At 64.8% G+C, this 23,471-nt stretch carries 15 protein-coding genes and 1 pseudogene; 10 read left to right on the forward strand and 6 right to left on the reverse strand.

Features of this window, described 5'->3' with window-relative positions; all coding sequences use genetic code 11:
- The first annotated feature begins 11 nt into the window (after positions 1-11).
- The 6 genes and pseudogenes from HEP74_RS08475 (at position 12) to HEP74_RS08495 (ending at position 5,949) form a co-directional block, all read left to right on the forward strand.
- Positions 12-785, forward strand: a complete 774-nt coding sequence (locus tag HEP74_RS08475; protein WP_185816048.1) for a hypothetical protein — start codon at positions 12-14, stop codon at positions 783-785.
- A 138-nt stretch (positions 786-923) separates the two neighbouring features.
- Positions 924-2,045, forward strand: a complete 1,122-nt coding sequence (locus HEP74_RS08480; protein ID WP_185816554.1) for a type IV secretion system protein — start codon at positions 924-926, stop codon at positions 2,043-2,045.
- 4 nt (positions 2,046-2,049) lie between these two features.
- Positions 2,050-2,580 (forward strand): DUF4189 domain-containing protein, encoded by a 531-nt coding sequence (locus HEP74_RS22105; protein ID WP_185816049.1) that lies wholly within the window; start codon positions 2,050-2,052, stop codon positions 2,578-2,580.
- 397 nt (positions 2,581-2,977) lie between these two features.
- Positions 2,978-3,106 (forward strand): annotated as a pseudogene (locus HEP74_RS22110) (type IV secretion system protein); the annotation flags it as partial.
- 222 nt (positions 3,107-3,328) lie between these two features.
- Positions 3,329-3,829: a DUF4189 domain-containing protein gene (locus HEP74_RS08490; protein WP_185816050.1), complete on the forward strand. Its 501-nt coding sequence runs from the start codon at positions 3,329-3,331 to the stop codon at positions 3,827-3,829.
- 509 nt (positions 3,830-4,338) lie between these two features.
- A complete protein-coding gene (locus HEP74_RS08495; protein WP_185816051.1) occupies positions 4,339-5,949 on the forward strand; it encodes an alpha-glucosidase in 1,611 nt (536 codons plus the stop codon).
- Positions 5,950-6,532: 583 nt separating this feature from the next.
- Here the strand turns inward: HEP74_RS08495 and HEP74_RS08500 are convergent.
- Entirely contained in the window at positions 6,533-9,292 is a 2,760-nt protein-coding gene (locus HEP74_RS08500) for a TonB-dependent receptor (protein ID WP_185816052.1), read from the reverse strand.
- A gap of 601 nt (positions 9,293-9,893) precedes the next feature.
- A complete protein-coding gene (locus HEP74_RS08505) occupies positions 9,894-11,951 on the reverse strand; it encodes a glycoside hydrolase family 97 N-terminal domain-containing protein (protein ID WP_524540792.1) in 2,058 nt (685 codons plus the stop codon).
- Between the two features lie 289 nt (positions 11,952-12,240).
- Between HEP74_RS08505 and HEP74_RS08510 the strand changes: the two genes are divergently transcribed.
- The 3 genes from HEP74_RS08510 to HEP74_RS08520 are packed head-to-tail and all read left to right on the forward strand — an operon-like array spanning position 12,241 to position 17,608.
- Positions 12,241-14,442 carry an alpha-L-rhamnosidase-related protein gene (locus HEP74_RS08510; protein ID WP_185816053.1) on the forward strand — a complete coding sequence of 734 codons (2,202 nt, stop codon included), beginning with the start codon at positions 12,241-12,243 and terminating at the stop codon, positions 14,440-14,442.
- A complete protein-coding gene (locus HEP74_RS08515; protein ID WP_185816054.1) occupies positions 14,439-15,932 on the forward strand; it encodes an MFS transporter in 1,494 nt (497 codons plus the stop codon). The genes HEP74_RS08510 and HEP74_RS08515 overlap by 4 nt, the downstream gene beginning before the upstream one ends.
- Positions 15,929-17,608, forward strand: a complete 1,680-nt coding sequence (locus HEP74_RS08520; protein WP_185816055.1) for an alpha-amylase family glycosyl hydrolase — start codon at positions 15,929-15,931, stop codon at positions 17,606-17,608. The genes HEP74_RS08515 and HEP74_RS08520 overlap by 4 nt, the downstream gene beginning before the upstream one ends.
- An 80-nt stretch (positions 17,609-17,688) precedes the next feature.
- On the opposite strand, the gene HEP74_RS08525 is transcribed toward HEP74_RS08520, so the two are convergent.
- The 4 genes from HEP74_RS08525 to HEP74_RS08540 form a co-directional block, all read right to left on the reverse strand.
- The gene (locus HEP74_RS08525; RefSeq protein ID WP_185816056.1) at positions 17,689-19,260 is read right to left on the reverse strand and encodes a PepSY-associated TM helix domain-containing protein; all 1,572 of its coding nucleotides are present in this window, start codon (positions 19,258-19,260) and stop codon (positions 17,689-17,691) included.
- Between the two features lie 10 nt (positions 19,261-19,270).
- Entirely contained in the window at positions 19,271-19,537 is a 267-nt protein-coding gene (locus HEP74_RS08530; RefSeq protein WP_524540777.1) for a hypothetical protein, read from the reverse strand.
- Positions 19,534-19,833, reverse strand: a complete 300-nt coding sequence (locus tag HEP74_RS08535) for a hypothetical protein (RefSeq protein ID WP_185816057.1) — start codon at positions 19,831-19,833, stop codon at positions 19,534-19,536. The genes HEP74_RS08530 and HEP74_RS08535 overlap by 4 nt, the downstream gene beginning before the upstream one ends.
- A gap of 261 nt (positions 19,834-20,094) precedes the next feature.
- Positions 20,095-21,156: a LacI family DNA-binding transcriptional regulator gene (locus tag HEP74_RS08540; RefSeq protein WP_185816058.1), complete on the reverse strand. Its 1,062-nt coding sequence runs from the start codon at positions 21,154-21,156 to the stop codon at positions 20,095-20,097.
- Positions 21,157-21,531: 375 nt separating this feature from the next.
- Between HEP74_RS08540 and thrS the strand changes: the two genes are divergently transcribed.
- Complete coding sequence (gene thrS / locus HEP74_RS08545) at positions 21,532-23,436, forward strand: threonine--tRNA ligase (RefSeq protein ID WP_185816059.1); 1,905 nt, start codon at positions 21,532-21,534, stop codon at positions 23,434-23,436.
- The last annotated feature ends 35 nt before the right edge of the window (positions 23,437-23,471 follow it).

Here is a 23,471-nt window from a genome sequence, read left to right on the forward strand (position 1 = left end):
TGGACAACAATATGAAATCCTTCGCTCGATTCCGTTTGCTGGCGATTGCTTGCGTTATGTTCGCGTTGGCGCCGTCGACCGCGTTCGCACAGTGGTGGGTGCAGGACGACGAGCAGATCAAACAGAACAAGGAAAACACCAAGACGCTCGACAAGAAGCTCGACAATATCCGCGAGGACAACCAGATCGGCCCCAAGCCCTCTGGGGATAAGCCCAGCGGCGAAGAGGTTGAGGCGCTGAAAGATGGCGATACCAAGCCGAAGAAAGTCGAGGATGACTACGGCATCGCCAACTGTGCAGGAACCCAGGGCACACCAGTCTCAGACGAGCAAAAGACCAACTGCGAGCTGATGCAGAAGACCAGGAACGCTCAGTACAACTACATGGTTGCCATGTACGAGATCACCACCAAGCGGCTGCAGCGTCTTCGCGATCTGGAGAAAGAGCGCAATAACATCGCAGAAAACGAGATCGGCAAGCTGGAGGACAACACCAACAAGCTGATCGCGCTCAAGACCTTGATGGATATCGACCGTCAGCAGATGGAATCTGCGATGTTCGCGTACGAGATCCGGCTCAAGTATCTGCAGAAAGAGCAGGCCGACCAGACCGACGCCGCGATGAAGGGCAAGAAGAAGAACCCGAACGGTTGGTTCAATGACTGGCCTGGTCCGATCGCCGACCTGGCCAAGGCATCTGTGGCGGGTATGGTGATGAAGGGAGCGCTCGAGGGTGTCAAGAGCAGCAAGCCGTCCGGGATGCAGACGCTGAGCCTCGAAAAGTGAAGCGAAACGGCTTGAGATATGTCGCTCGCTCATTGTGCATGGATGTGCCGCCCAAGCCCATCTCCGAATTGAACACAGGTTCGGGTGCCACTTCGCCCGCATGGAAGATCCAACATGTTTAACACGACCACCGGTTTTATGGATGCCGCACTTGGCGGGGCGCTCAGCTCCTTTCTTGGCAACATGGCCAACTATGCGTTCTTTTCGCTGATCAATGATTATTTGCGCGACGAGATCGACATCTTCCAATGGGCGCTTCTGCAGCGCACCACGATGTGGATGGGTGCCATCGCATTGACCGTGCTGACCTTGTGGATCCTGTTGCAGGGGTATCGCATCGCGACGGGCCAGGCGCGCGATTCGGCGATGGCGATGGTGGTGACAGCGCTGCGCGCCACGTTGATCATCGCCTTGGCAACCAGCATGGCGACTGGCTCCTCCAAGCTGTACTGGACGCTGACCGACGGACTGAGCAAGGAGATCACCCAGGTGGTCACTGGCGATGACGACAGTCCCTACGACAAGATCGACCAGAACCTTCTGCTCATGCAGACGGCATTGTCGAGTATCGATGCGTTGCAAGCGGCCGGCAACAAGGAGCAGGAGGACGACAAGACCCGCGCGCGCTGGTTCATGGGTCTGGGCATCGCCGGACCGGGCGTGGTCGCCGGCTCGATGCTGCTGCTGAACAAGATCGCGATGGCGCTGTTCATCGGTTTTGGGCCGCTGTTCATCATGTGTCTGCTATTCAATGCCACGAAGCAGCTCTTCAGCAAATGGCTGTACTACGGAATCGGTACGGTTTTTTCGTTGTCGGTATTGAGCGTGATGGTCGCGATCACCACCAAAGTGGTGGGAGCCGTGGCTTTGGCATTCGTTACCAAATGGGCTTCAAATGGTTGGAGCCTTTCCGGCGAGGGCATCAGCAGCATGTCGCTGCAGCAAGGAGGGTTAGGCTTGGTGATGACGACATTGGTTGTGACAGCGCCCCCGATGGCGGCAGCGTTCTTCCAAGGCGTGCTCGGCCAGTTCAGCCCGTACTCGGCGATGGGTGGTGGTGGTGGCGCGGTGCCGGCTGGGCCGGGTGGTTCCTTCGTCCCTCCGACTCCTCAGGCTCAAAATAACAATCTTTCAGAAGTGAGTTCTGGGCAACAGCAAGGGCAAGGTGCGCGAGTCGCTATGAATCCTTCCGCGACCGATTCAGGTTCTACTGGAGTTATGGGGGCTGCAAATCGACCTCGGAATCAAGATTTAGGTTGAATATATGAATAAGTTATGCTTTTTTTCAAATTCATTTTTGTTGGTAATAATTTCGTCAGTTAGCTTTTTTGCCAAAGCTCAAACAGCTTGTCCCACGGGCGTAACTCCTGGTAGTGCTCTCTGTGGACCTGGTCCTGCAGGTTATGTAGAACCGCCGCCTCCTACGCCATCTGGTGAGTGGGAGACGAAATGGGGAGCTGTTGCTAGTGATACGACCGGAACAGGCAACATCGGAGTTGCGGAAAAAAAGGAATCGAAAGAGGATGCGCTACAAGAGGCGCTGGCCCAATGCAAGTCTCTTGGTGGGGGGCAGTGCAAGGTCGACATGTGGTACGCAAATCAGTGCGCAGCTATCGCTTCTCCATACCAGAATGGTTCGCCCGCTAAGGGAAATCCGGCTTCGAGGTCTGGAAAGGACAGTTCTGTCGCGCAACAGGCGGCAAAATCTGCATGCATGAAGTATAATTCGTCTAATGTGGATAGTTGCGTAATTATATATTCTGGGTGCAGTCAGCCTGTTTTTCATAAATATTGATTTGGATGATGTCTTGTTTGCTGTGTTTCGATTTGCTGGGTGGGGCTTGGTAAATTGTAAAATATTTCTATGATTTATTTGTTTTTTGGAATTTCTAAATTATTCGCTATTATGAGATTTGGAACGGGTTGGTAGATTGAATTTTTTGAATGCTGTCTGCTTGATTTTAAGTGAAAGTCGCATCTCGTAGAATTACTTGATTTCACGCCACCTCGGTTGCATTGCCGGGCTCATCCATTAGCAGAATTAGCGCCTTGGTCTTTAGCCATCCTTTCGAGTGGCAGTGCCACTTGTGCTATTTGCCCAGTTGGTGGGTAGATGACATATTGGTTGGAATGAATAGCTGCTCCCGTAGCAAGTGGCACGAGCAGCGCCTTCAACTTCAATGGTGAAGACGTCAGCTATGGCCTTGCAGCAAAGAGAATTGGGCTTGGTAATGGCGACAATGGTTGTGCCGCGCCCCCGATGACGGCTGCGTTCTTCCATGGCGTGCTCGGCCAGTTCAGCCCGTACTCGGCGATGGGTGGTGGTGGCGCGGTGCCGGCAGGACCCGGCGGGTCTTATGTTCCACCCAGACCTTCTGATCCCACCGGGCAACAATCTGACAATGTGAATAGTAATCAGGGTGCACGCATTGCTGGTGGCGAAAATAATACGAATATTGGGCAGTCAGGATTTATGGGGGCAGCTAATCGTCCCAGGCAAGATCCAGCTGTTTGATTGTATAAGTTGACGTGAGGTTTTGGTTATGTGCCGCTTTCTTCCTCTAATTTTACTTTTTGTCTGGGGTGACGCCTTGTCGCAAACTGCTTGCCCCACTGGCGTCGCACCCGGAAGTGCTCAATGTGGCCCAACTCAATACTATGCTGAGCCGCCGCCGCCCACGCCATCGGGTGAATGGATTACCAAATATGGTGCTATTGCATCTGATATTGAAGGTATTGGGAATATAGGTGTCGCTGAAAAGAAAGGAAGTCAAGAGGCGGCAGAACGTGAAGCCATAGCGCAGTGTAAATCTTTGGGCTCCAAGGAATGCAAAGTTACACTTTGGTATGCTAATCAGTGTGCATCACTTGCTTCTCCCTATTCTGATAATCGCCCCGTTGCAGGCCTCACTTCTCCAGGCGTCGGAAGTACGTTAAAGGCATCGGCTAAAAATGCATTAAAGAGATGTGGGCAGAAAAATAAATCAAAAGAGTGCTCGGTGGTTTACTCGTCTTGTAGTGATCCTGTTTTTAGAAAGTATTAGTCTTGTCTTGCCGGGAGGTCCCGGGTGGAAATGGTTCCGTGCCGTTAATTTCCTGGCGTGGATCGTTCATTCGTTATTGAAAGTGCAGGATAAAAAATATTTTTCTGTTGGTGGCTTTGAAATTCGTTGCAAAACGAGCTGCAAATGGCTTGAGCTTCTTCGGGAACGGCATTGAAGCATCTCGCTGCAGCAAAAAGATTGCTTGGCGATGACGGCGCTGGTTGCTAGGCAGTATTTCGGGGCTAGTTTTTTGTGCCGGTTTCGGGCTTGCCTGTTACTACTTGATGGCATCAATTCAACGATCTTCTGTAGATGATGATATCTGATGTTCTTCGTGCTCGATCCTTAGTGGTGTGTGGATATTACGGCTGGTGTCGACAAAGTCCGTGCATGCCATTGGATGTGAATACGTATGCAGGAGTGACTGCAATTCGTGCGTCGACGTTACCCTAACGCGGCTTTCCGTGTGCCCACTGCACACGTGATCTCTGCCCGAAGGGGGGCGTTGCATGACTCAGGCTCCATGGTGGCGCGGTGCCGTCATCTATCAGATCTATCCGCGTAGTTTTCTCGATGCGAACGGCGATGGCATCGGCGATCTTCCCGGCATCGTGCGCAAGCTGGACTACATCGCATCGCTTGGCGTGGACGCGATCTGGATCTCGCCGTTCTTCAAGTCGCCGATGGCCGATTTCGGCTACGACATCGCCGACTATCGCGAGGTCGATCCGCTGTTCGGCACGATGGATGATTTCGATCGATTGCTGGCCAAGGCGCATGCGCTGGGTCTGAAGGTGATGATCGATCAGGTGCTCAGCCACACGTCGGTGGAGCATGCGTGGTTCAAGGAAAGCCGCCAAAGCCGCGACAATCCCAAGGCCGATTGGTATGTCTGGGCGGACGCGCGCGAGGATGGCACGCCGCCGAACAACTGGATGTCGATCTTCGGTGGTGTCGCCTGGCAGTGGGAGCCGCGTCGCGGCCAGTACTACCTGCACAACTTTCTGTCGTCGCAGCCAGACCTCAACTTCCACAACCCCGAGGTGCAGCAGGCCACGTTGGACAATGTCGAGTTCTGGCTTGCGCGCGGAGTCGACGGGTTCCGGCTGGATGCGATCAATTTCTGCTTCCACGATCCGTTGCTGCGGGACAATCCGCCAAAGCCTCTGGAGAAGCGGGTGGGGCGGGGCTTCAGTCCCGACAATCCGTATGCGTTCCAGTACCACTACTACAACAACACGCAGGCAGAGAATCTGCCGTTCCTGCAGAAGCTGCGCGGTCTGCTCGATCGCTATCCCGGAACGGTGAGCCTGGGCGAGATCTCGTCCGAGGATTCGCTCGCCACCACCGCCGAATACACGCGGGCCGGGCATCTGCACATGGGTTACAGCTTCGAACTGTTGACCGACGATTTCAGCGCACGCTACATCCGCGAGACGGTGTCGAGTCTCGAAGTGGCGATGACCGAAGGTTGGCCGTGCTGGGCGATTTCCAACCACGATGTGCAGCGTGCGGTGACGCGCTGGGGGCGGGGCACGCAGACGCCTGCGTTCGCGCGGCTGCTGATCGCGCTGCTGTGCTCGTTGCGCGGTTCGGTGTGCGTCTATCAAGGCGAGGAATTGGGCCTGGGCGAGGCCGAGGTGCCGTTCGAGGCCTTGCAGGATCCGTATGGCATCGCGTTCTGGCCGAGCTTCAAGGGCCGCGATGGATGTCGTACGCCGATGCCATGGGACGGCAGCGCGCAAGCGGGGTTCAGCGACGGGAAGCCGTGGCTGCCGGTGGCGCCAGTGCATCGCGCGCAGTCGGTGGCGGCGCAGTTGGCCGATCCGCATTCGGTGTTGATCGCGTTCCAGCAGTTCCAGGCCTGGCGCAAGCAGCATGCGGCTTTGCGCGAAGGCGATATCGTGTTCGTCGAGACCGCCGAGCCGGCGCTGATGTTCCAGCGCCGGCATGCGCAGCAGACGCTGCTGTTGGCGTTCAATCTGTCGGCGCAAGCCACCGACGTGGCGCTGCCCGAGGGGCAGTGGCGACAGCTGGCAGTACCTGGCATCGACCCAGGCAAGGTCGAGGGTGGCCTGCAGCTGCCGGGTTACGCGATGGTGTGCCTGGAAGGCATGTAACCTTCGCGGAATTCTCCAGTTCCGCTGCCTGCATGACAGGCAGCGTAAGCGCCGTTCTTCTTCCGGACGGCTGACGCTGTCGGGCTTGGGAGTGCAGATTTTCTCGCTGATGCAGACGTTCGCTTGTTTCCTGCATGTGGCTACGCGTGTTGTACGCGTGCCGCCTGCTGCGCGATTGCATATCCAAACCCGCATGGTGCCGTCATGGCAGCGCCCAGAGCGCGGGCAGGTTGCGAAGCATTGGCTTGTGCTGTCCTACGGTGCACAAGCCGTGGCTCTGACTGAAATGGTGCTTGTCCATGATCTATGGGCGAAAGCGGCTCTTGCGATGTATGCGCCCGTTTGTCGCGGACGACACCGACACTTGCACCGGCACGGCCGTGGCCGTTACGCGCGTGGTATGGGCAACGAATGGACGGCACTCGCCCGCGTCATTCATTGTTCGCGCGCCGGCATCGCCGGTTTGCTCAAGCTGGACTGGCGGGCCGATGCGTTTCGCCGTGCGCCGCAGCGCTGCGCATTGGACACAAAAAAGCCCGCCGACATCGCGCCGGCGGGCTTGCTGCAGGCACGGAGGGTTGGCCTAGAACTTGTAATTCACCCCGAGCACGTAGGTGCGGCCCCATTCGATGTATTCCAGCGGGCGATCCTTGGTCCCGGCATAGGTGCGGTACGGCGAGTTGCTCAGGTTGCTCGCCTGCAGCAGCAGGCTCAGGCCTTTCAGGCTGCTGAGGTCGCCGAAGGTGTAGCTGATCTGTGCGTCGGTGATGTTCTCGCCGACCACGTAGCGCAGGGTGCGGTTGCCGTTGAAGTTGCCGATCTCGCCGATGAAGTCCGAGCGCCGGCGCTGGCTGACGCGCGCTTCGAAGCCGTTGCGCTCGTAGTAGGCGGTGAGGTTGTAGACGCGCTTGGACAGGCCCGGCAGGCTGATCTCGCCCTCGCCCACGCTGGATGCGCTTTCCGGGTCGCGGATCTTGACGTCGCTGTCGTTGAAGGTCGCGCTGGCCTGGATGCCGAAGCCTTCGAGCGGGGCGAACAGCATCTCCAGCGGCAGCGAGGCAGTCAGTTCCAGGCCGCGCAGGGTGCCGCCCTTGCCGTTGAACGGGGCGCTGTAGGTGCCGGTGGTCTGCACTGGCGCCGAGCCCGGCGGCGGCACGTAGCCGGAGACCAGGTCGGAGAAGTCGTAATCGTCGCGGGTCTGGGTGTAGATGTAGCTCTTCAGGTCCTTGTAGAAGAACGCGGCCGCGACATAGGCCTTGGCGCCGAAGTACTTCTCGTAGGAGATGTCCAGGGCGTTGGCGCGCCACGGATCGAGCGTCGGATTGCCGCCGCTGGCGCCGGGCTTGCCGGTGGCATTGTCGACGCCGAATTCCAGCGAGGCGCGCAGCTGGTCCACGCGCGGACGCGCGACCTGCTTGGCCAGCGCGAAGCGCAGGGTCTGCTCGTGCGGGAACTGGAAGGCCAGATTCAAGCTCGGCAGCCAGTCGTTGTAGGTCTTGCCTTCGTCGATCGGCCGCACTTCGCTGCCGGCCGGCTGCGAGGCATCCCAGTAGTTCGCCTGCGACGACTGGTCGGCGTGCTGCAACTGCACGCCGATGTTGCCGCGCACTCCCACCGCGCCCCATTCGGTGTCGATGTTGGCGCGCATCCAGGCGGTGGTGATCTTCTCCTGCACGGTCCAGGCCTTGGAGACCAGGAACGAGGCGTCTTCGTTGGGATCGAACAGCATGTAGCGCGACACCGCCCCGGGCACGTTCCAGGCGGGGATGTAGCCGATGCCGGCGAAGCCGAGGTTCACCGGCGCGTACTGCAGGTCGGAGGCGATGGTGGTGTCGCCCTGCGCGCCGAGGGTGCTGTTGCCTTCGGGCTGGTGCTTTTCCTTCTCGCGGTTGGCGTAGTTCACGCCCACGTCCAGATCGGAGAACCAGCGCAGCGCTTCGGGCATCGGGAAGCTGGCCTGCAGGCGCGCGCCCTTCAGCACGTCCTCCACGCGCGGCGCCTTGCCGTAGCCGGAGCCGTAGATGGTGTTGGTGATGTACAGCGCGTCGGGATTGGAATAGTCCAGCCCGGGCGACAGCTGCGAGAAGTCGTTGTTGCGGTAGGCCAGGCCGACCGTATCCAGCTGCGGCATCGGCGTCAGCTGCAGGTTGTTCTCGAGGTTGAGTTCCTTGCGCGTGGCTTTGGAGTAGTTCACGTCGGTGATGATGCGCACGGCACCGGCATTGATCTCGTTGTTCCAGCCGAACGCGTCGATCTTGTCTTCGCGCTTGTTGTACATGCCGCGCACCAGCGGATAGACGCCGCTGGCGGTGCCGCCGGTGAAGGTGCCGTTGCCGTTGACCTGGGGGCCACTGATGGCCAGACCCGGGGTGTAGCCGCCGTTGTAGTTGCTGAGGTTGAGCTCGAACTGGTTGGCGGTGTCGATCTGCTCGGCTTCGGTGTGGAAGGCGTCGAGCGTGCTGGTCCAGGCATTGGAAGGACGGTACTGCAGGGTCGCCATCACGCCGTCGCGCTTGGAGTCGCCGGTGCGGCGCAGCGCCTTGATGCCGTCGGAGAAATAGGTGCCGGCGGCTACGCCCGGGCGCGCGCCGCTGTCGGTGTTCTGCGTGGTCCACGGTTCGTACAGGCCGACCTGGTTCTCCTGGATCGGCGTGTCGGTATGCGCATAGCCGATCGCCAGGCCGATGGTGCGATCGGCGAACTGGTCGATATAGCTGGCGCTGAAGCGGTTGCCGTAAGGATCGGTATCGGCGGCCTTGCCCAGCGAATTGCGCTGGTAGCGCCCGCCGATCGCGATCACCCGCTCGCCGAAGCTGAGCGGGCGCGCGGTCTGCATGTCCACCGTGCCCGACAGGCCCTGGCCGACCAGGCCGGCATCGGGGGTCTTGTAGACGGTGACGCCGCTGACCAGTTCGGACGGATACTGGTCGAATTCGACGCTGCGGTTGTCGCCGGTGCTCACCACCTCGCGGCCGTTCAGCAGGGTGGTGGAGAAGTCCGGCGACAGTCCGCGCACGCTGATGACCTGGGCGCGTCCCGCCACGCGCTGCGCGGCCAGGCCAGGCAGGCGCGCGAGCGATTCGGCGATGCTGACGTCGGGCAGCTTGCCGATGTCCTCGGCCGAGATCGCCTCGACAATGGACGTGGAGTCCTTCTTGATCGCGATCGCGCTCTCGATGCCGCGACGGATGCCGGTCACCTGGACTTTGTCCAGTTCTGTGACCGGATTATCTGTGGCTGAGGTGGCGGTGCCGGACTGCGTCTCGGACTGTGCGGCGGCCAGCATCGGCGTCATGGCGATGGCCAACGCCAGCGTCAGCGCATTGCGCTTGTGGTTCAACATTTTCCCCTCCCAGGCAATGTTGTCATGCAAGTTTTTCTGATCCGGCACAGTGGTCGGATATAGGGATCGCGCCGCCATTCTTCGGCGACACGACTGCGATGTATGGTAGACACCGCGATCCGCCGCGAACGCCGGCTGCATACGTATTCACTGGGTTTCATCGCATTGGAATCGATTCCACGGTGGCGATGTCGTGTGGCGGTAAAGCGCGAGCGTGTCGTGATCGTGAAGGCGGTGTGTGGGAATTTGCGGCGCAGTGCGCTGCGATGTGCGTGGAGGTGCGGGATGCAGGCGATGGCGGCAGTCCGACGCATGTGAATGAGCAGAGCGGATCTTGGAGAAAGACTCGGATACGAGCGCGACGAGCGCTATTGGCCAGGGCGGCAAGCGTTCGCGCGCAGCATGCTCGGCTAATGGAAAGGGCGGTGTTGCGCGGATGCGTCAGTCATCTGCGCGAGGCAGAGATTTTGCCCACCGCATGGGCGATTGCAGGCTGTTGAGCGGCTTCGGTCGTGGCGGGCATTGTCGGTAGTGCCTGTCGCGGCTGAAGCCGCTCCTACAGGTAACGTCATCCAGCGACTCGGCCCGGAGCGGGAATGCGCTAGCGCCGCGCCGCTGGATCGCCGTTGTCGGCGGCCGCTGCGTCCAGCGGCGTGAAGCGGATCGCCTGGCCGCCGCCCGGTGCCAGCTTCAGTTCCAGGGAATCGCCGCTGCCGACCTCGCGTTGCTGGCGCACGAAGTCGAACGGGTTGTGCCGGTAGTCGGCGGCGTCGCCGTCGCGGTAGATCTCGGCGCGGTAGCGCACGCCCGGTTCCAGGAACGACAGCGACACCGGCAATACCCGGCCGTGTTCGTCGGTGATGCTGCCCAGGTACCAGTCGCGGCTGTGGCGGTCCTTGCGCACGATGGTCACATAGTCGCCGACTTCGCCGTCGAGGACGCGGCTGTCGTCCCAGTCCACCGCCACGTCCTCGATGAAGCGGAACGCGTCGCGGTGCTGCAGGTAGTGCTCGGGCAGGTCGGCGGCCATCTGGATCGGGCTGTAGATCGCCACGTATAGCGCCAGCTGCCGCGCCAGCGTGCTCGGGATCGGCTGGCCGTCGCGACCCTTCAGGCTGAGGATGCCCGGGGTGTAGTCCATCGGCCCGGCCAGCATCCGGGTGAAGACCAGGTTGACCTCGTGCTCGGGCGGGTTTGGCGGCTGCCCCCAGGCGTTGTATTCCATGCCGCGCGCGCCTTCGCGCGATAGCCAGTTGGGATAGGTGCGGCGCAGGCCGGTGTCCTTGATCGGCTCGTGCGCGTTGACCGACAGGTGCCGCGCCGCGGCTTCGCGCACCACCTTCAGGTGATGCTGCGCCATGAACTGGCCGTCGTGCCATTCGCGCCACAGCGGCCCGCCGGCCGGATTGCGCCGGTCCACCTGGCCGTCGTCGCAGACGTAGCCGGTCTTGAACGTGTCCACGCCCAGGCGTGCATACAGGTCCAGGGCGGCATCCAGCTGGTCTTCGTAGTGCTGCACCGCGCAGCCGGTCTCGTGGTGGCCGATCAGGTGCACGCCGCGCTTGGCGGCATAGGCGCTGAGCGCTTCGATGTCGAAATCCGGCGTGGGCCGGGTGAAATCGAAGCCGCCGCCGTTGCCGAACCATTCGCCGTTCCAGCCGGGATTCCAGCCCTCCACCAGCACGCCACGGAAGCCGTGCGCGGCGGCGAAGTCGATGTAGCGGCGGGTGTTGGCAGTGGTCGCGCCGTGCTTCGGCCCGGTCGCCCAGGTCTGCTGGTTCAGGTGCATCGACCACCACACGCCCACGTACTTGGCCGGATGCACCCAACTCACGTCGCCCAGCGCATTGGGTTCGTTGAGGTTGAGGATCAGGTTGGAGTCGACCAGGCCGCCGGCGTGGTCTGCGATCTGCACGGTGCGCCACGGCGTATCGAACGGCAGGCTGCGCTTGACCTTCCAGCCTTGCGCCGACGGCGACAGCTGCGCGTGCAGGCGCTGGCCGTCGCCGCGGCGCAGCCACATCCCGGCGTAATCGACCAGGGCCGCCTCGTGCAGGGCGATATGCAGCCCGTCGCGGCTGCGCAAGGTGATCGGCGTATGCGCCAGCGCGACCTGGTTCAGCGGCGTCTGCCGGTACAGGTATTCGTAGTGGATTGGCTCGCCGGCCGGGATCCACCAGGCGGTGGCCTCCTGCACGATGTCGAATTCGGTCAGTTCCTCGTCGATGATCGCCTCGCGCAGGCCCGCCTGCTGCGGGAAGCTGTAGCGGAAGCCGAGGCCGTCGTCGTAGACCCGGAACACGACCGCGAAGCGCCGCCGCAGTCCACTGCGCTCGCCCAGTTCCACGCGCAATTCGTTGTAGTGGTTGCGCACGTAGCGGCGCTCGCCCCACGGCTGCTCCCAGGTTTCGTCCACGCTGCGCGTGGCCTGCGCCAGCACCGCCAGGTCGCGGTCCAGGCGCCCGTCGCGCAGCTGGAAGCCCAGCCTGGATTCGCCGATCACGCTGTCGCCCAGGCGTTGCACGCGGTAGCTCGGCTTGCCGTCGTCCAACTGCAGTGCGACCTGCAACACCTTGCCCGGCGAGTCCACGCTGGCCACGGTCCTGGGTTCTGCGCGCAGCAACGGTGCGATGCACAACAGCGCGGCCGCGAGCAGCATCCGCAGGGGCGACGATGGCCGCGTGCTTGGCATGGCGTGAATCTGCGGCATATCCCCTCCCAAGGCGGCCGTTGCACCTGCGGCGACTATAGCGAGGCGCTGCGAGCGCGCTGCGGCCAAGGCGATGAATACGTATGCAGCTGCGCGCAGTGCGCTGCGGCGCGTCTACCATGTCCGCAGCGCTTCTCGAAGAGGCGGCGAGCGCGGTGCCGGCATGCCGGTGCGGCGAACCCACAATGCAGGCAAAGAGGGAGGGAGGCCGACGGGCGCGAGCCGGTCCGCCGCTTCGATGCTGAAGATGATCTGCTTGGCCGCCACCTTGGGTGCCGCGGTGTCGGCGTCTGCGTGGCAGACGTCGTTGCAATGGCGCGGCCAGACCGCGCAGGCCGTGGCCACCGCCGACGGCGGCTTCGTGCTGAGCTCGGCGCAGGGCACGCGCACGCTGGCGGCGCAGCCGCTGCGCAGCGACACCGCCAGCCCGCTGTTCGATGCGCTGTTCGCACTGGCGCAGCAGGAGTTGCGCGACGACCAAGTGGACGCGATCCGCGATCCGGCCTTCGATCACGGCAAGCCGCTGCCATGCGACTGCTACCAGACCGGCGAGCGCTGGCCCTACGTGTGGACCCGCGACGTCAGCTATGCCGCCGATCTGGCGCTGGCGCGGCTGGATCCGCAGCGCACGCGGCGCTCGCTGCGCTTCAAACTGTCGGCGATGCGCGGCGCGGATGCGCTGCCTGGGCTGTTCGTGGCCCAGGACACTGGCTCCGGCGGCAGCTGGCCGGTGAGCAGCGACCGCGTGGTCTGGTTCCTGGCCGCGCGGCACCTGCTCGACGACGCGCAGTTCGCCACCGACACCCGCGCCGCACTCGAGGCGACCCTGGCGCAGGACCGCGCATTCGCATTCGACCCGCGCATCGGTTTGTACCGCGGCGAGACCTCATTCCTGGACTGGCGCGAGCAGACCTATCCGGCCTGGACCCGCAACGACGTGCGCTTCATCGCCGAATCGTTCGCGCTGTCCACCAACGTGCTGCACTACCAGGCGCTGCGGCTGGGCGAGCGACTGGCGCGCGGACAGGGCGACAGCGCGGCGGCAGCGCGCTATGCCGGCTGGGCGGACGCGCTGAAGCAAGCGATCGCGCAGCGCTTCTGGCGCGAGGACCGCGGCACCTACGTCAGCTATCTCGGCAGCGCTGCGCATCCGGTGGCCTACGAAAGCTACGATCTGCTCGGGCTGTCGCTGGCGGTGCTGGCCGACGTGCTGCCGCGCGAACGCGCGCGCCAGGCGCTGGCGCGCTATCCGGCGGTCGAGGCCGGCAGTCCGGTGGTCTGGCCGCAGCAGCAGGACGTGCCGATCTACCACAACCGCGCGATCTGGCCGTTCGTCAGTGCCTACGCGCTGCGCGCGGCGCGGCATACCGACGACAGCGCGCGCATCGCCTTCGAAGTGCGCTCGCTGCTGCGCGGCGCCGCGCTGGCCGGCTCGAACATGGAGAACTACGAATTCCTGAGCCAGGCCGCGCATGCGGACGATGGCCCGCTCAGCGGGCCGGTGGTCAATTCGCCGCGGCAGCTGTGGTCGGTGGCCGGCTATCTGGCGATGGTGATCGAAGGCGTGTTCGGCGTCGAAGACGACGGCGGCGTGGCGCCGAAGCTGCCGGTGAGCCTGGTGCCGATGCTGTTCGGCGAGCGCGAGGAAATCGCGCTGCAGTTGCGCGAGCGGCGCATCGTGCTGCGGCGGCCTGCGCAATTGCATGGCGACCTGCTGGTGGCCGGCGACACGCGCACCCATGACGGCGTCACCACCGTGCAATTGGTCGCGCGCGACACGGCGAGTACGCCGGTGCCGCTGCTCGCGGCCGCCGATGCGTTCGCGCCGCTCGCGCCACCAGCGCCGCGCGTCGAGCGCGATGCGCAGGGCTGGCGCGTCGCGGCGGCCGCCGACACGGTGCTGTACGTCGATGGACAGCGTCGGCCAGGCGCTGCCGACGGCGCGCGCTTGCCGCTGCGCGAGCAGCTGCAATGCCTGAGCCTGACCCGGCGCGATGCGCACTGGGAATCGCTGCACAGCCCCAGCGTCTGCGTCGGCGACGTGGTCCGCCTGGCCGGTGGCGATGACTGGCGCTGGACCGCGCCGCGCGATGGCGAGTACCGGCTGAGCCTGCGCTACGTCAACGCGCATGGCCCGATCAACACAGGCGTCACCGCTGCGGTGAAACAGCTGCAACTGCAATGCGGCGATGCCGCGCCGCAGCGCATGCCGGTGGTGATGCCGCACAGCGTCGGCGAACAAGAGTCCACTGCCGCTGTGTTCGCGCTCAAGGCCGGGCAGGCGTGCCGCATCCGCCTGGCCCCTGCGGCCAACATGAGCGCGTTGCAGCACTTCGCGCGCTACACCGGCGGCCAGGGCGGCGCCGATGGCGTGGTCAATGCGGCGGATGTCGCCGCGCTGCTGATCGCGCCGGCCGGCGCCGTACAGGTGCGCCGATGAGTACGGCACCGCGCGCCAAGCCGGCGCTGTCGTTCTGGCAGATCTGGAACATGTGCTTCGGCTTCCTCGGCATCCAGTTCGGCTTCGCGCTGCAGAACGCCAATGCCAGCCGCATCTTCCAGACCCTGGGCGCGGACATGGAGCAGGTGCCGGGATTGTGGATCGCCGCGCCGCTGACTGGATTGATCGTGCAGCCGATCGTCGGCTATCTGTCCGACCGCACCTGGAACCGCTTCGGTCGGCGCCGCCCGTATTTCATGGTCGGCGCGCTGTTCACCACGCTGGCGCTGCTGGTGATGCCGAACTCGCCGGCGCTGTGGGTGGCGGCCGGCACGCTGTGGATCCTGGACGCGTCGATCAACATCTCGATGGAGCCGTTCCGCGCCTTTGTCGGCGACCAGCTGCCGCAACGCCAGCGCGCCAGCGGCTATGCGATGCAGAGTTTCTTCATCGGCGTCGGCGCGGTGGTGGCGAGCATGCTGCCGTGGCTGTTGGCGCAGTGGGGCGTGAGCAATACCGCCGCGCCCGGGCATGTGCCGGCGACGGTGCGCTACGCGTTCTACCTGGGCGGTGCGGTGCTGTTCCTGTCGATCGGCTGGACCGTGCTGCGCACGCGCGAGTATCCGCCCGAAACGCTGCACGCGTTCGACGACGCGCCGCCGTCGCACGCCGCCGAACACGCGACCACCATGCCGCGTTCGGATGCCGCCGCGGCGCTCTGGCTGCTGCTGGGCCTTGCCGGCGCGGCGGCGATCTTCTGGAGCGGCGGCGACCGCATGCTGTACGTGCTGGCAGGATTGTTCGCCGGCTACGGACTGCTGCAATGGCTGGCGCCGCGACTGCGGCCGGAGCACATGCTGGCCGCGATCATGCGCGACGTGCAGGCGATGCCGCAGGCGATGCGGCGCCTGGCCTGGGTGCAGTTCTTCTCGTGGTTCGCGCTGTTCGCGATGTGGATCTACACCACCGCGGCAGTGACGCAAACGCACTACGGCGCCACCGACACCACTTCCGCGGCGTACAACGACGGCGCGAACTGGGTGGGCGTGCTGTTCGGCGCCTACAACGGTTTCGCCGCGCTGGCGGCGATCGCCATTCCGCTGCTGGTGCGCGCGGTCGGCCTGCGCCTCAGCCACCTGCTCAACCTGTGCCTGGGCGCGGCTGGCTTGCTGTCGTTCCTGTGGATCCGCGATCCGCAGTGGCTGCTGCTGTCGATGCTCGGCGTCGGTTTCGCCTGGGCCTCGATCCTGTCGCTGCCGTATGCCTTGCTGTCCGACAGCGTGCCTGCTGCGAAGATGGGCGTGTACATGGGCATCTTCAATTTCTTCATCGTGATCCCGCAGCTGGTCGCGGTCAGCGTGCTGGGCTTCGTGCTCACCCACTGGCTCGGCGGCCGGCCGCTGTACGCGCTGGGCATCGGCGGCGTCAGCCTGCTGCTGGCGGCGCTGTGCGTGCTGCGGGTTCCCGCCGAACATGAGGCAAGGCAATGACCTATCGGATCTCGCTGCTGGCGCTGGCCTTGCTGGGCGCTGTCGCGCCACCGGCGCGTGCGCAGGCGGCGGCGGAGTACTACGGCACGCTGGAGCCGTTCGCCAGCGAGGCGGTGTACTTCGTGGTCACCGACCGCTTCGTCAACGGCGATCCCGGCAACGATCACCGCGACCAGGGCGGCGCGCACCGCACCTTCGACATCCCGCTGCCGGCACCGCCGGGTGAGAGCGACAACATCGGCTACCTGGGCGGCGACTTCAAGGGCGTGGTCGACAATGCCGGCTATCTCCGCGGCCTGGGCTTCGGCGCGGTGTGGATCACCCCGATCGTCGACAACCCCGACCAAGCGTTCACCGGCGGCAAGCCGATCAGCTGGGGCAGCAACCTGAGCGATCGCGGCAAGACCGGCTATCACGGCTACTGGGGCGTCAATTTTTACAAGCTGGACGAACACCTGCCCAGCGCGGGCCTGGATTTCGCCGGCTTCACCCAGGCGATGCATGCGCAGCGGCTGAAGGTGGTGCTGGACATCGTCGGCAACCATGGCTCGCCGGCGTACACGATGCCCAAGCGGCAGCCGATGTTCGGCCAGGTGTTCGATCGCGACGGCAAGCGCGTCGCCGATCACCAGAACCTGCCGCCGGCCAGGCTGGATCCGGTGCACAACCCGCTGCATGCGTTCTACAACACCGGCGGCGGCCTGGCTGAGCTGTCGGATTTCAACGAGCGCAATCCGGAGGTGATGGACTACCTGGTCGGAGCCTATTCGCAATGGCTGGGGCAGGGCGCCGACGCCTTCCGCATCGACACCATCGGCTGGATGCCGGACAGCTTCTGGCACGACTTCGTGCGTCGCATCCGCGCGCAGCGGCCGGGCATGTTCATGTTCGGCGAGGCCTTCGACTACGACGCGCGCAAGATCGCCGGGCACACCTGGGCGCGCAATGCCGGGGTCAGCGTGCTGGATTTCCCGTTGAAGCAGGCGCTGTCCACGGTGTTCGGGCATGCGCGCGGCGGCTTCGAGCAGTTGCAGGCGCCGCTGTACCTGGAGCGCGGCCCGTACGCGAATCCGTACGAGCTGATGACCTTCTACGACAACCACGACATGGCGCGGCTGGACGCCAGCGATGCCGGCTTCATCGATGCGCACAACTGGCTGTTCACCGCGCGCGGCATCCCGGTGATCTATTACGGCTCGGAAACCGGCTTCATGCGCGGCCGCGCCGAGCACGCCGGCAATCGCAATTATTTCGGCCAGGCGCGAGTGGACGCCGCGCCGCAGAGTCCGATCTTCGCGCCGTTGCAGCGCATCGCGCTGCTGCGGCAACGCACGCCGGCGCTGCAGCGTGGGCTGCAGCTCAACCTGCGCCTGTCCGGCGACGAGGCGGTGTTCTATCGGGTGTTCCAGCATGCGGGCAGCACTCAGACCGCGCTGGTACTGCTGAACAAGAGCGACGCGCCGAAGACGCTGGAAGTGCGGCGTTACCTGCAGCCGGGCACCTGGCGCGACGGCTTCGACGGCAGTGCGGTCGAGATCGTGGACGGTTTGCGCGCCGAGGTGCCGGCGCACGGCGTGCGCGTGTTCCTGTCCGATGCGCCGATCGTTCGCTCGGATCTGCGCGCACGGCTGGATTGGCTGATGGCGGTGAAGGACGGTGTGGAGCCGCCACTGTAGGAGCGGCTTCAGCCGCGACCGGGCATTACCGATCGCATCCGGTCGCGGCTGAAGCCGCTCCTACAAAAAAAAACGGGCGGTTACGCCGCCGCCGGCTGCGGCTCGGCCCACACGCTGTTCGGTTCGCCATGCCGTGCACGGCGCGCGGTTGCGCGTGCCAGCGCGGCGAAGCCCGCCGCCATCGCTACGGCCATGCCGTCGACCCAGAACAACGGCCATTGCCCGGCGGCGGCGCTGGTCCACATCCACCAGCCGCTGGCCAGGCCATGCGCCAGCGGGATCGCCGCGGTCACCGCGGCCGCGGTCCACAACAGTTCGCGCGCGGCCTGCGCCGGCGCGCGCAGCGCCGCCCACAGCGCGCACAGCGCCCAGCTGCCGAAGCAGGTCCAGCGCATGCCGGCATCCACCGCGTCAGGCGCAGCGCGTTCCAGCAGCTGCACCGCCACGAACGCCGCCGAGATCGCCACGCACAGGCCGATGCACACGCCGACCGTGGCCCGCGCCATGTTGATCTGCGCGCGGCCCTGCTGCGCCTGGCGGCGCTTGCGCCGCGACTCGATCCACAGCAGGTTGCCCGAATAGAACAGGAACGCGCCGCCGATGCCGAGCAGGAAGTACAGCCACGGCACCAGCGCATTGCCGTATTCGCCGAAATGCAGCGCGTAGGCCGAGGTCAGCGTGGCGTGGTTGGCGTCGCGGCGGCCGGGCAGCTGGGTGGCGATCACCTTGCCGCTGGCCGCGTCCAGCGCCACCGTTCCGGTCGGCCCCAGCGTGCCGGGCGACTCGCCGCTGATTTCCACCGTGGCGTTGCGGTCGCCGGCGTGCTGCAGCTTCATGTACACCGGCTCGAACTCGTGCAGCCCTTGCCGCCGCGCCTCGGCCACGGCGCGCGCGCTCCAGTCGGCCAGCGTGCCTACCGGCGCAGGCGTGCCGCTGGCGCTGCGCACCGGCGCGGTGTCCATCGCCACCGGCACCGCGTCCTGCACCTTGCCGTCGAAGACCAGCGGATTCAGCGCCGCCATCAGCACCAGCGACAGGCACAGCACCGCGCCGGTCACCGCGAACATCAGGTGCAGCGGCAGGCTCAGCACCCCGACCACGTTGTGCGCATCCAGCCAGAACTGCTTGAGATTGCGGCCCGGGCGCAGCGCGAACAGGTCCTTGAGCAGCTTCGGCAGATGGATGATCACCCCGGACACGATCGCCACCGCGTACAGCAGGCTGACGATGCCCATCAGATAGACGCCGGCCACCGGCAGGCCCAGCGTGTAGTGCAGTTCGTTGACCAGGGTGGCCAGGCCCGCCTGCGGCAGGTCCGGCCCGCCCTCCAGGTCGTCGAGCGTGGCCATCTGCCACACGCCCTCGGCATCGGGCCAGTAGATCAGCGCCTTGGGAAATTCGCCGCTGGGGAACAGCATGCCGAGCATCGGCTTGGCTTGCGGATGCCGCGCCAAGGTCGCGTCGAGCAGGCGCTGCGCATCGTCCACGGTCTGCACCGGCACCACCTGCTGCGATTGCCAGCGCGGCAGGTCGTGGTGGAACACGGTGATCGCGCCGGCATAGAAGGCGACGAACAAGGCGAAGCCGGCGATCAGGCCCATCCAGGTATGCAGCGCGGTGAAGGTGCGCAGCGTGGTGGCGTGCAGTTTCATGCGAATGTCCTCATTGCGCCCAGCCCAGGGCCTTCAGCGCCCACAGCAGGGCGAAGCCGGCCAGCGCCAGCGCGCTCAGCCAACTCCAGGCGCGGCGCCCGCTGGCGAAGCAATAGGCGCCGATCGCCACGCCCACCCACAGCGGCACGAACGCGATTAGCGCCGGGACCAGTGCCTGCTGCCAAGGCCCCGGCGGCAACCAGCAGACCAGGCCGGTCAGCGCGGTGGCCAGGAAGAAGCCGGGAATCAGCGCGGCCAGGCCGCGGCTCCACATCATCGCGGCCGGCTCCGCACGCCGTGGCCCGGATCGCCGCGCAGCGCGCCGATGGTCGGTACCAGCATCAGCGCCAGCATCCAGCTGGCGAGCATCGCGCACAGCCCGGCGCCGACGCCCAATTGCGCGATCCACGCCACCAGTGAGGCACCGGCCAGCGCCAGGCCCAGCCAGTTGCCGAACCGGCGCAGGCGCCGCAGCGGCGCCAGGCGGCAGTTCGGCGAGCCGGCGTACAGGGCCAGCGCGGACAGCGCCGCGCACACGGCGGCCAGGACGATCCCGGCAATGGCCGCGCTCATCGGGCGTCGATCCACGCGGCCGATCGCCCCTGCCTGCGCTTTGCGGCGGCTGCGGGCGGTACGGCGGAGGGCGGATGGGAAGCGGGGCGGGCAGGGGGCATCGGCATTCCAGGCGGCGGCATGCAGCCGCGGCAATCCGCGGCGCTCTCTCGCGGATGATAATCATTCTGCTTTCGTAAGGAAAACGCAGCCGGCGCGCGTGGGCCTGGCGGCCCGGGCGAATGCAGCGTCTGCGGCCGCGTCCGCGGGCCGGTCGGGGGATCAGCTGCGCAGCGAGGAGCCGCGCAGCGCCAGCGTCACCGGCAGGGTGCGGCTGGCGACCGGCTGCCCGGCGATCTGCGCCAGCAGGGTCTCGACCAGCACCGCGCCGGCCAGCTTGGTGTCCTGCTGCACGGTCGACAGCGCCGGCGCCACGCAGGCGGCGATCGGGATGTCGTCGAAGCCGGCCAGGGCCACGTCCTCGGGCACGCGCAGGCCGTGTTCGCGCAAGGCCTTCAGCGCGCCGATCGCGATCAGGTCGCTGGCGGCGAATACCGCATCGAAGCGTTCGCCGCCGCGCAACAGCGCCAGCGCCGCCTCGTAGCCGGATTGCTCGGTGGTGATCGCATCCAGTTGCAGGCCGGGAACGGTGTCCGATCCGGCCGCGCGCAGCGCTTGGGCGTGGCCGCGGTAGCGCTCCAGAAATTCGGGATAGTGGCTGGAGGCGTCGCCGAGGAAGGCGATGCGCCGGCAGCCCTGTTGCAGCAGATGCGCGGTGATGTCGTGGCCGCCCTGGAAGTTGTCGCTGCCGATCGACACCCCCGGCTGCCCGGGCAGCACCGCGCCCCAGCGCACGAAGTGGGTGCCTTGCTCGACCAGGTGCTGCAGCCGCTGCTGCGCCTGCAGATAGTCGCCATAGCCGAGCAGGATCAGGCCATCGGCCTTCTGGCTGTCGCCGTAGTCGGCACGCCAGTTGTCCGACAGCTGCTGGAACGACACCAGCAGGTCGTAGCCGTGGCGCGCGCAGGCGCGGGTGATCGAGCCCAGCATCGAGTGGAAGAACGGGTTGATCAGTGAGTCGTCGGTGGTCGGGTCTTCGAAGAACAGCAGCGCCAGCGTGCCGGCATTGCGCAGGCGCAGGCTGGAGGCGTGCTTGTCGACCTTGTAGTTCAGCTCGTTGGCGATCGCCAGGATCTTGCGCCGGGTCTGCTCGTTGACCGCCGGGCTGCCGCGCAGTGCGCGCGACACGGTGGGCTGCGATACGCCCGCCAGATAGGCGATATCGAGCGATGTGGCCTTGCCTTTGATGACGGCGCTCGCAGTGCAGGAAACAGCCCGAAGCATGCCATGGCGTACGGGAGAGCACTTGCTGCGGCGCAGCGTAGGCTCGGGATTCGGGATTCGGGATTCGGGATTCGGGATTCGGGATTCGGGATTCGTGGCGGCGCGGCGCGGCGTTGCCGACGGCGCGAATTCATAACTCCGCCAAATGGGTTACCATTTGCTGATTCTTAAATGCGGAACTACGGGTGGCCCGCGGCAACGCCGGCCGAGCGTGCGACATGAGCACTACCATCGCCCCAGCATGAACCCCCGTCCAAGGCTGTCCGAGCAGGCGCCCTTGTGGCGCCTTCTTTGTATCCCGCGCCTTGCGCCGCCGGCTTCCGGCGCGCCGCGGGAAACGCCCGACCCGCATCGCTTTCCTTCTTACTGACTCCCATGATCACGATCACGCTCCCCGACGGCCGCCGCCGCGAATTCGAACACCCCGTCAGTCCCATGGACGTGGCCCAGTCCATCGGCCCGGGCCTGGCCAAGGCGACCATCGCCGGCCAGGTCGACGGCCGCCTGGTCGACGCCTGCGACCTCATCGAGCACGACGCTAGCCTGCGCCTCATCACCGCCAAGGATGCCGAGGGCGTGGAGATCATCCGCCACTCCTGCGCGCACCTGGTCGGGCATGCGGTCAAGCAGCTGTATCCCGAGGTCAAGATGGTGATCGGCCCGGTCATCGCCGAGGGCTTCTACTACGACATCTACAGCGAGCGCCCGTTCACCCCCGAGGACATGGCGGCGATCGAAAAGCGCATGCAGGAACTGATCGCGCAGGATTACGACGTGGTCAAGAAGGTCACCCCGCGCGCCGAGGTGATCGAGCTGTTCCGCCAGCGCGGCGAGGACTACAAGCTGCGCCTGATCGAGGACATGGCCGACGACGTCACCGCGATGGGCCTGTACTACCACCAGGAATACGTGGACATGTGCCGCGGCCCGCACGTGCCCAACACGCGCTTCCTCAAGGCGTTCAAACTGACCCGCATCTCCGGCGCCTACTGGCGCGGCGATGCCAAGAACGAGCAGCTGCAGCGCATCTACGGCACCGCCTGGGCCGACAAGAAGCAACTGGACGCCTACATCCTGCGCATGGAGGAAGCGGACAAGCGCGACCATCGCAAGATCGGCAAGCAGCAGGGCCTGTTCCATCTGCAGGAAGAGGGTCCGGGCCTGGTGTTCTGGCATCCGAAGGGCTGGTCGATCTGGCAGGTGGTCGAGCAGTACATGCGCAAGGTGTACCGCGCCAGCGGCTACGGCGAGGTGCGCTGCCCGCAGATCCTGGACGTGTCGCTGTGGCAGAAGTCCGGCCACTGGGACAACTACCAGGACAACATGTTCTTCACCGAGTCGGAGAAGCGCACCTACGCGGTCAAGCCGATGAACTGCCCGGGCCACGTGCAGGTGTTCAACCAGGGCCTGCACAGCTACCGCGACCTGCCGATCCGCTACGGCGAGTTCGGCGCCTGCCACCGCAACGAGCCGTCCGGCGCGCTGCACGGCATCCTGCGCGTGCGCGGTTTCACCCAGGACGATGGGCACATCTTCTGCACCGAAGAGCAGATCGAGTCCGAGGTCACCGCCTTCCACCTGCAGGCGCTGAAGGTCTATGCGGATTTCGGCTTCTCCGACATTTCGGTGAAGCTGGCGCTGCGCCCGGACAAGCGCATCGGTACCGACGAATTTTGGGACCGCACCGAGGAGACGCTGCGCCGCGCGCTGCGCGCGGTGAACGTGGAATGGGAGGAACTGCCGGGCGAGGGTGCCTTCTACGCGCCCAAGATCGAGTACCACCTGAAGGATGCGATCGGCCGCACCTGGCAGCTGGGCACCATGCAGGTCGACTACTTCATGCCCGAGCGCCTCGGCGCCGAGTATGTGGACGAGCAGAGCCAGCGCCAAACCCCGGTCATGCTGCACCGGGCCATCGTCGGCTCGATGGAGCGGTTCATCGGCATCCTGATCGAACACCATGCCGGCGCGTTCCCGGCCTGGCTGTCGCCGGTGCAGGCAATGGTGATGAACATCACCGATGCCCAGGCCGACTATGTAGACAGTGTGCGGAAACTCCTTGCAAATCAAGGCTTCCGCATCGAGGCCGATTTGCGGAACGAAAAAATCGGCTATAAGATTCGCGAACACACGCTGCAGCGGGTGCCGTACCTGTTGGTGGCGGGCGACCGCGAGAAGGAAAACGGCGCCATTGCAGTGCGCACGCGATCGGGGGAGGATCTGGGAACCATGTCGGTTGCCGCCTTCGCCGAAAGGCTGATCGCCGAGCAACTGGCGTAAGACAACCCCGATGCGGGCGGAGCCTCCGCCCGCGT

The organism is Xanthomonas sp. SS (assembly GCF_014236835.1).
Lineage (GTDB): Bacteria > Pseudomonadota > Gammaproteobacteria > Xanthomonadales > Xanthomonadaceae > Xanthomonas_A.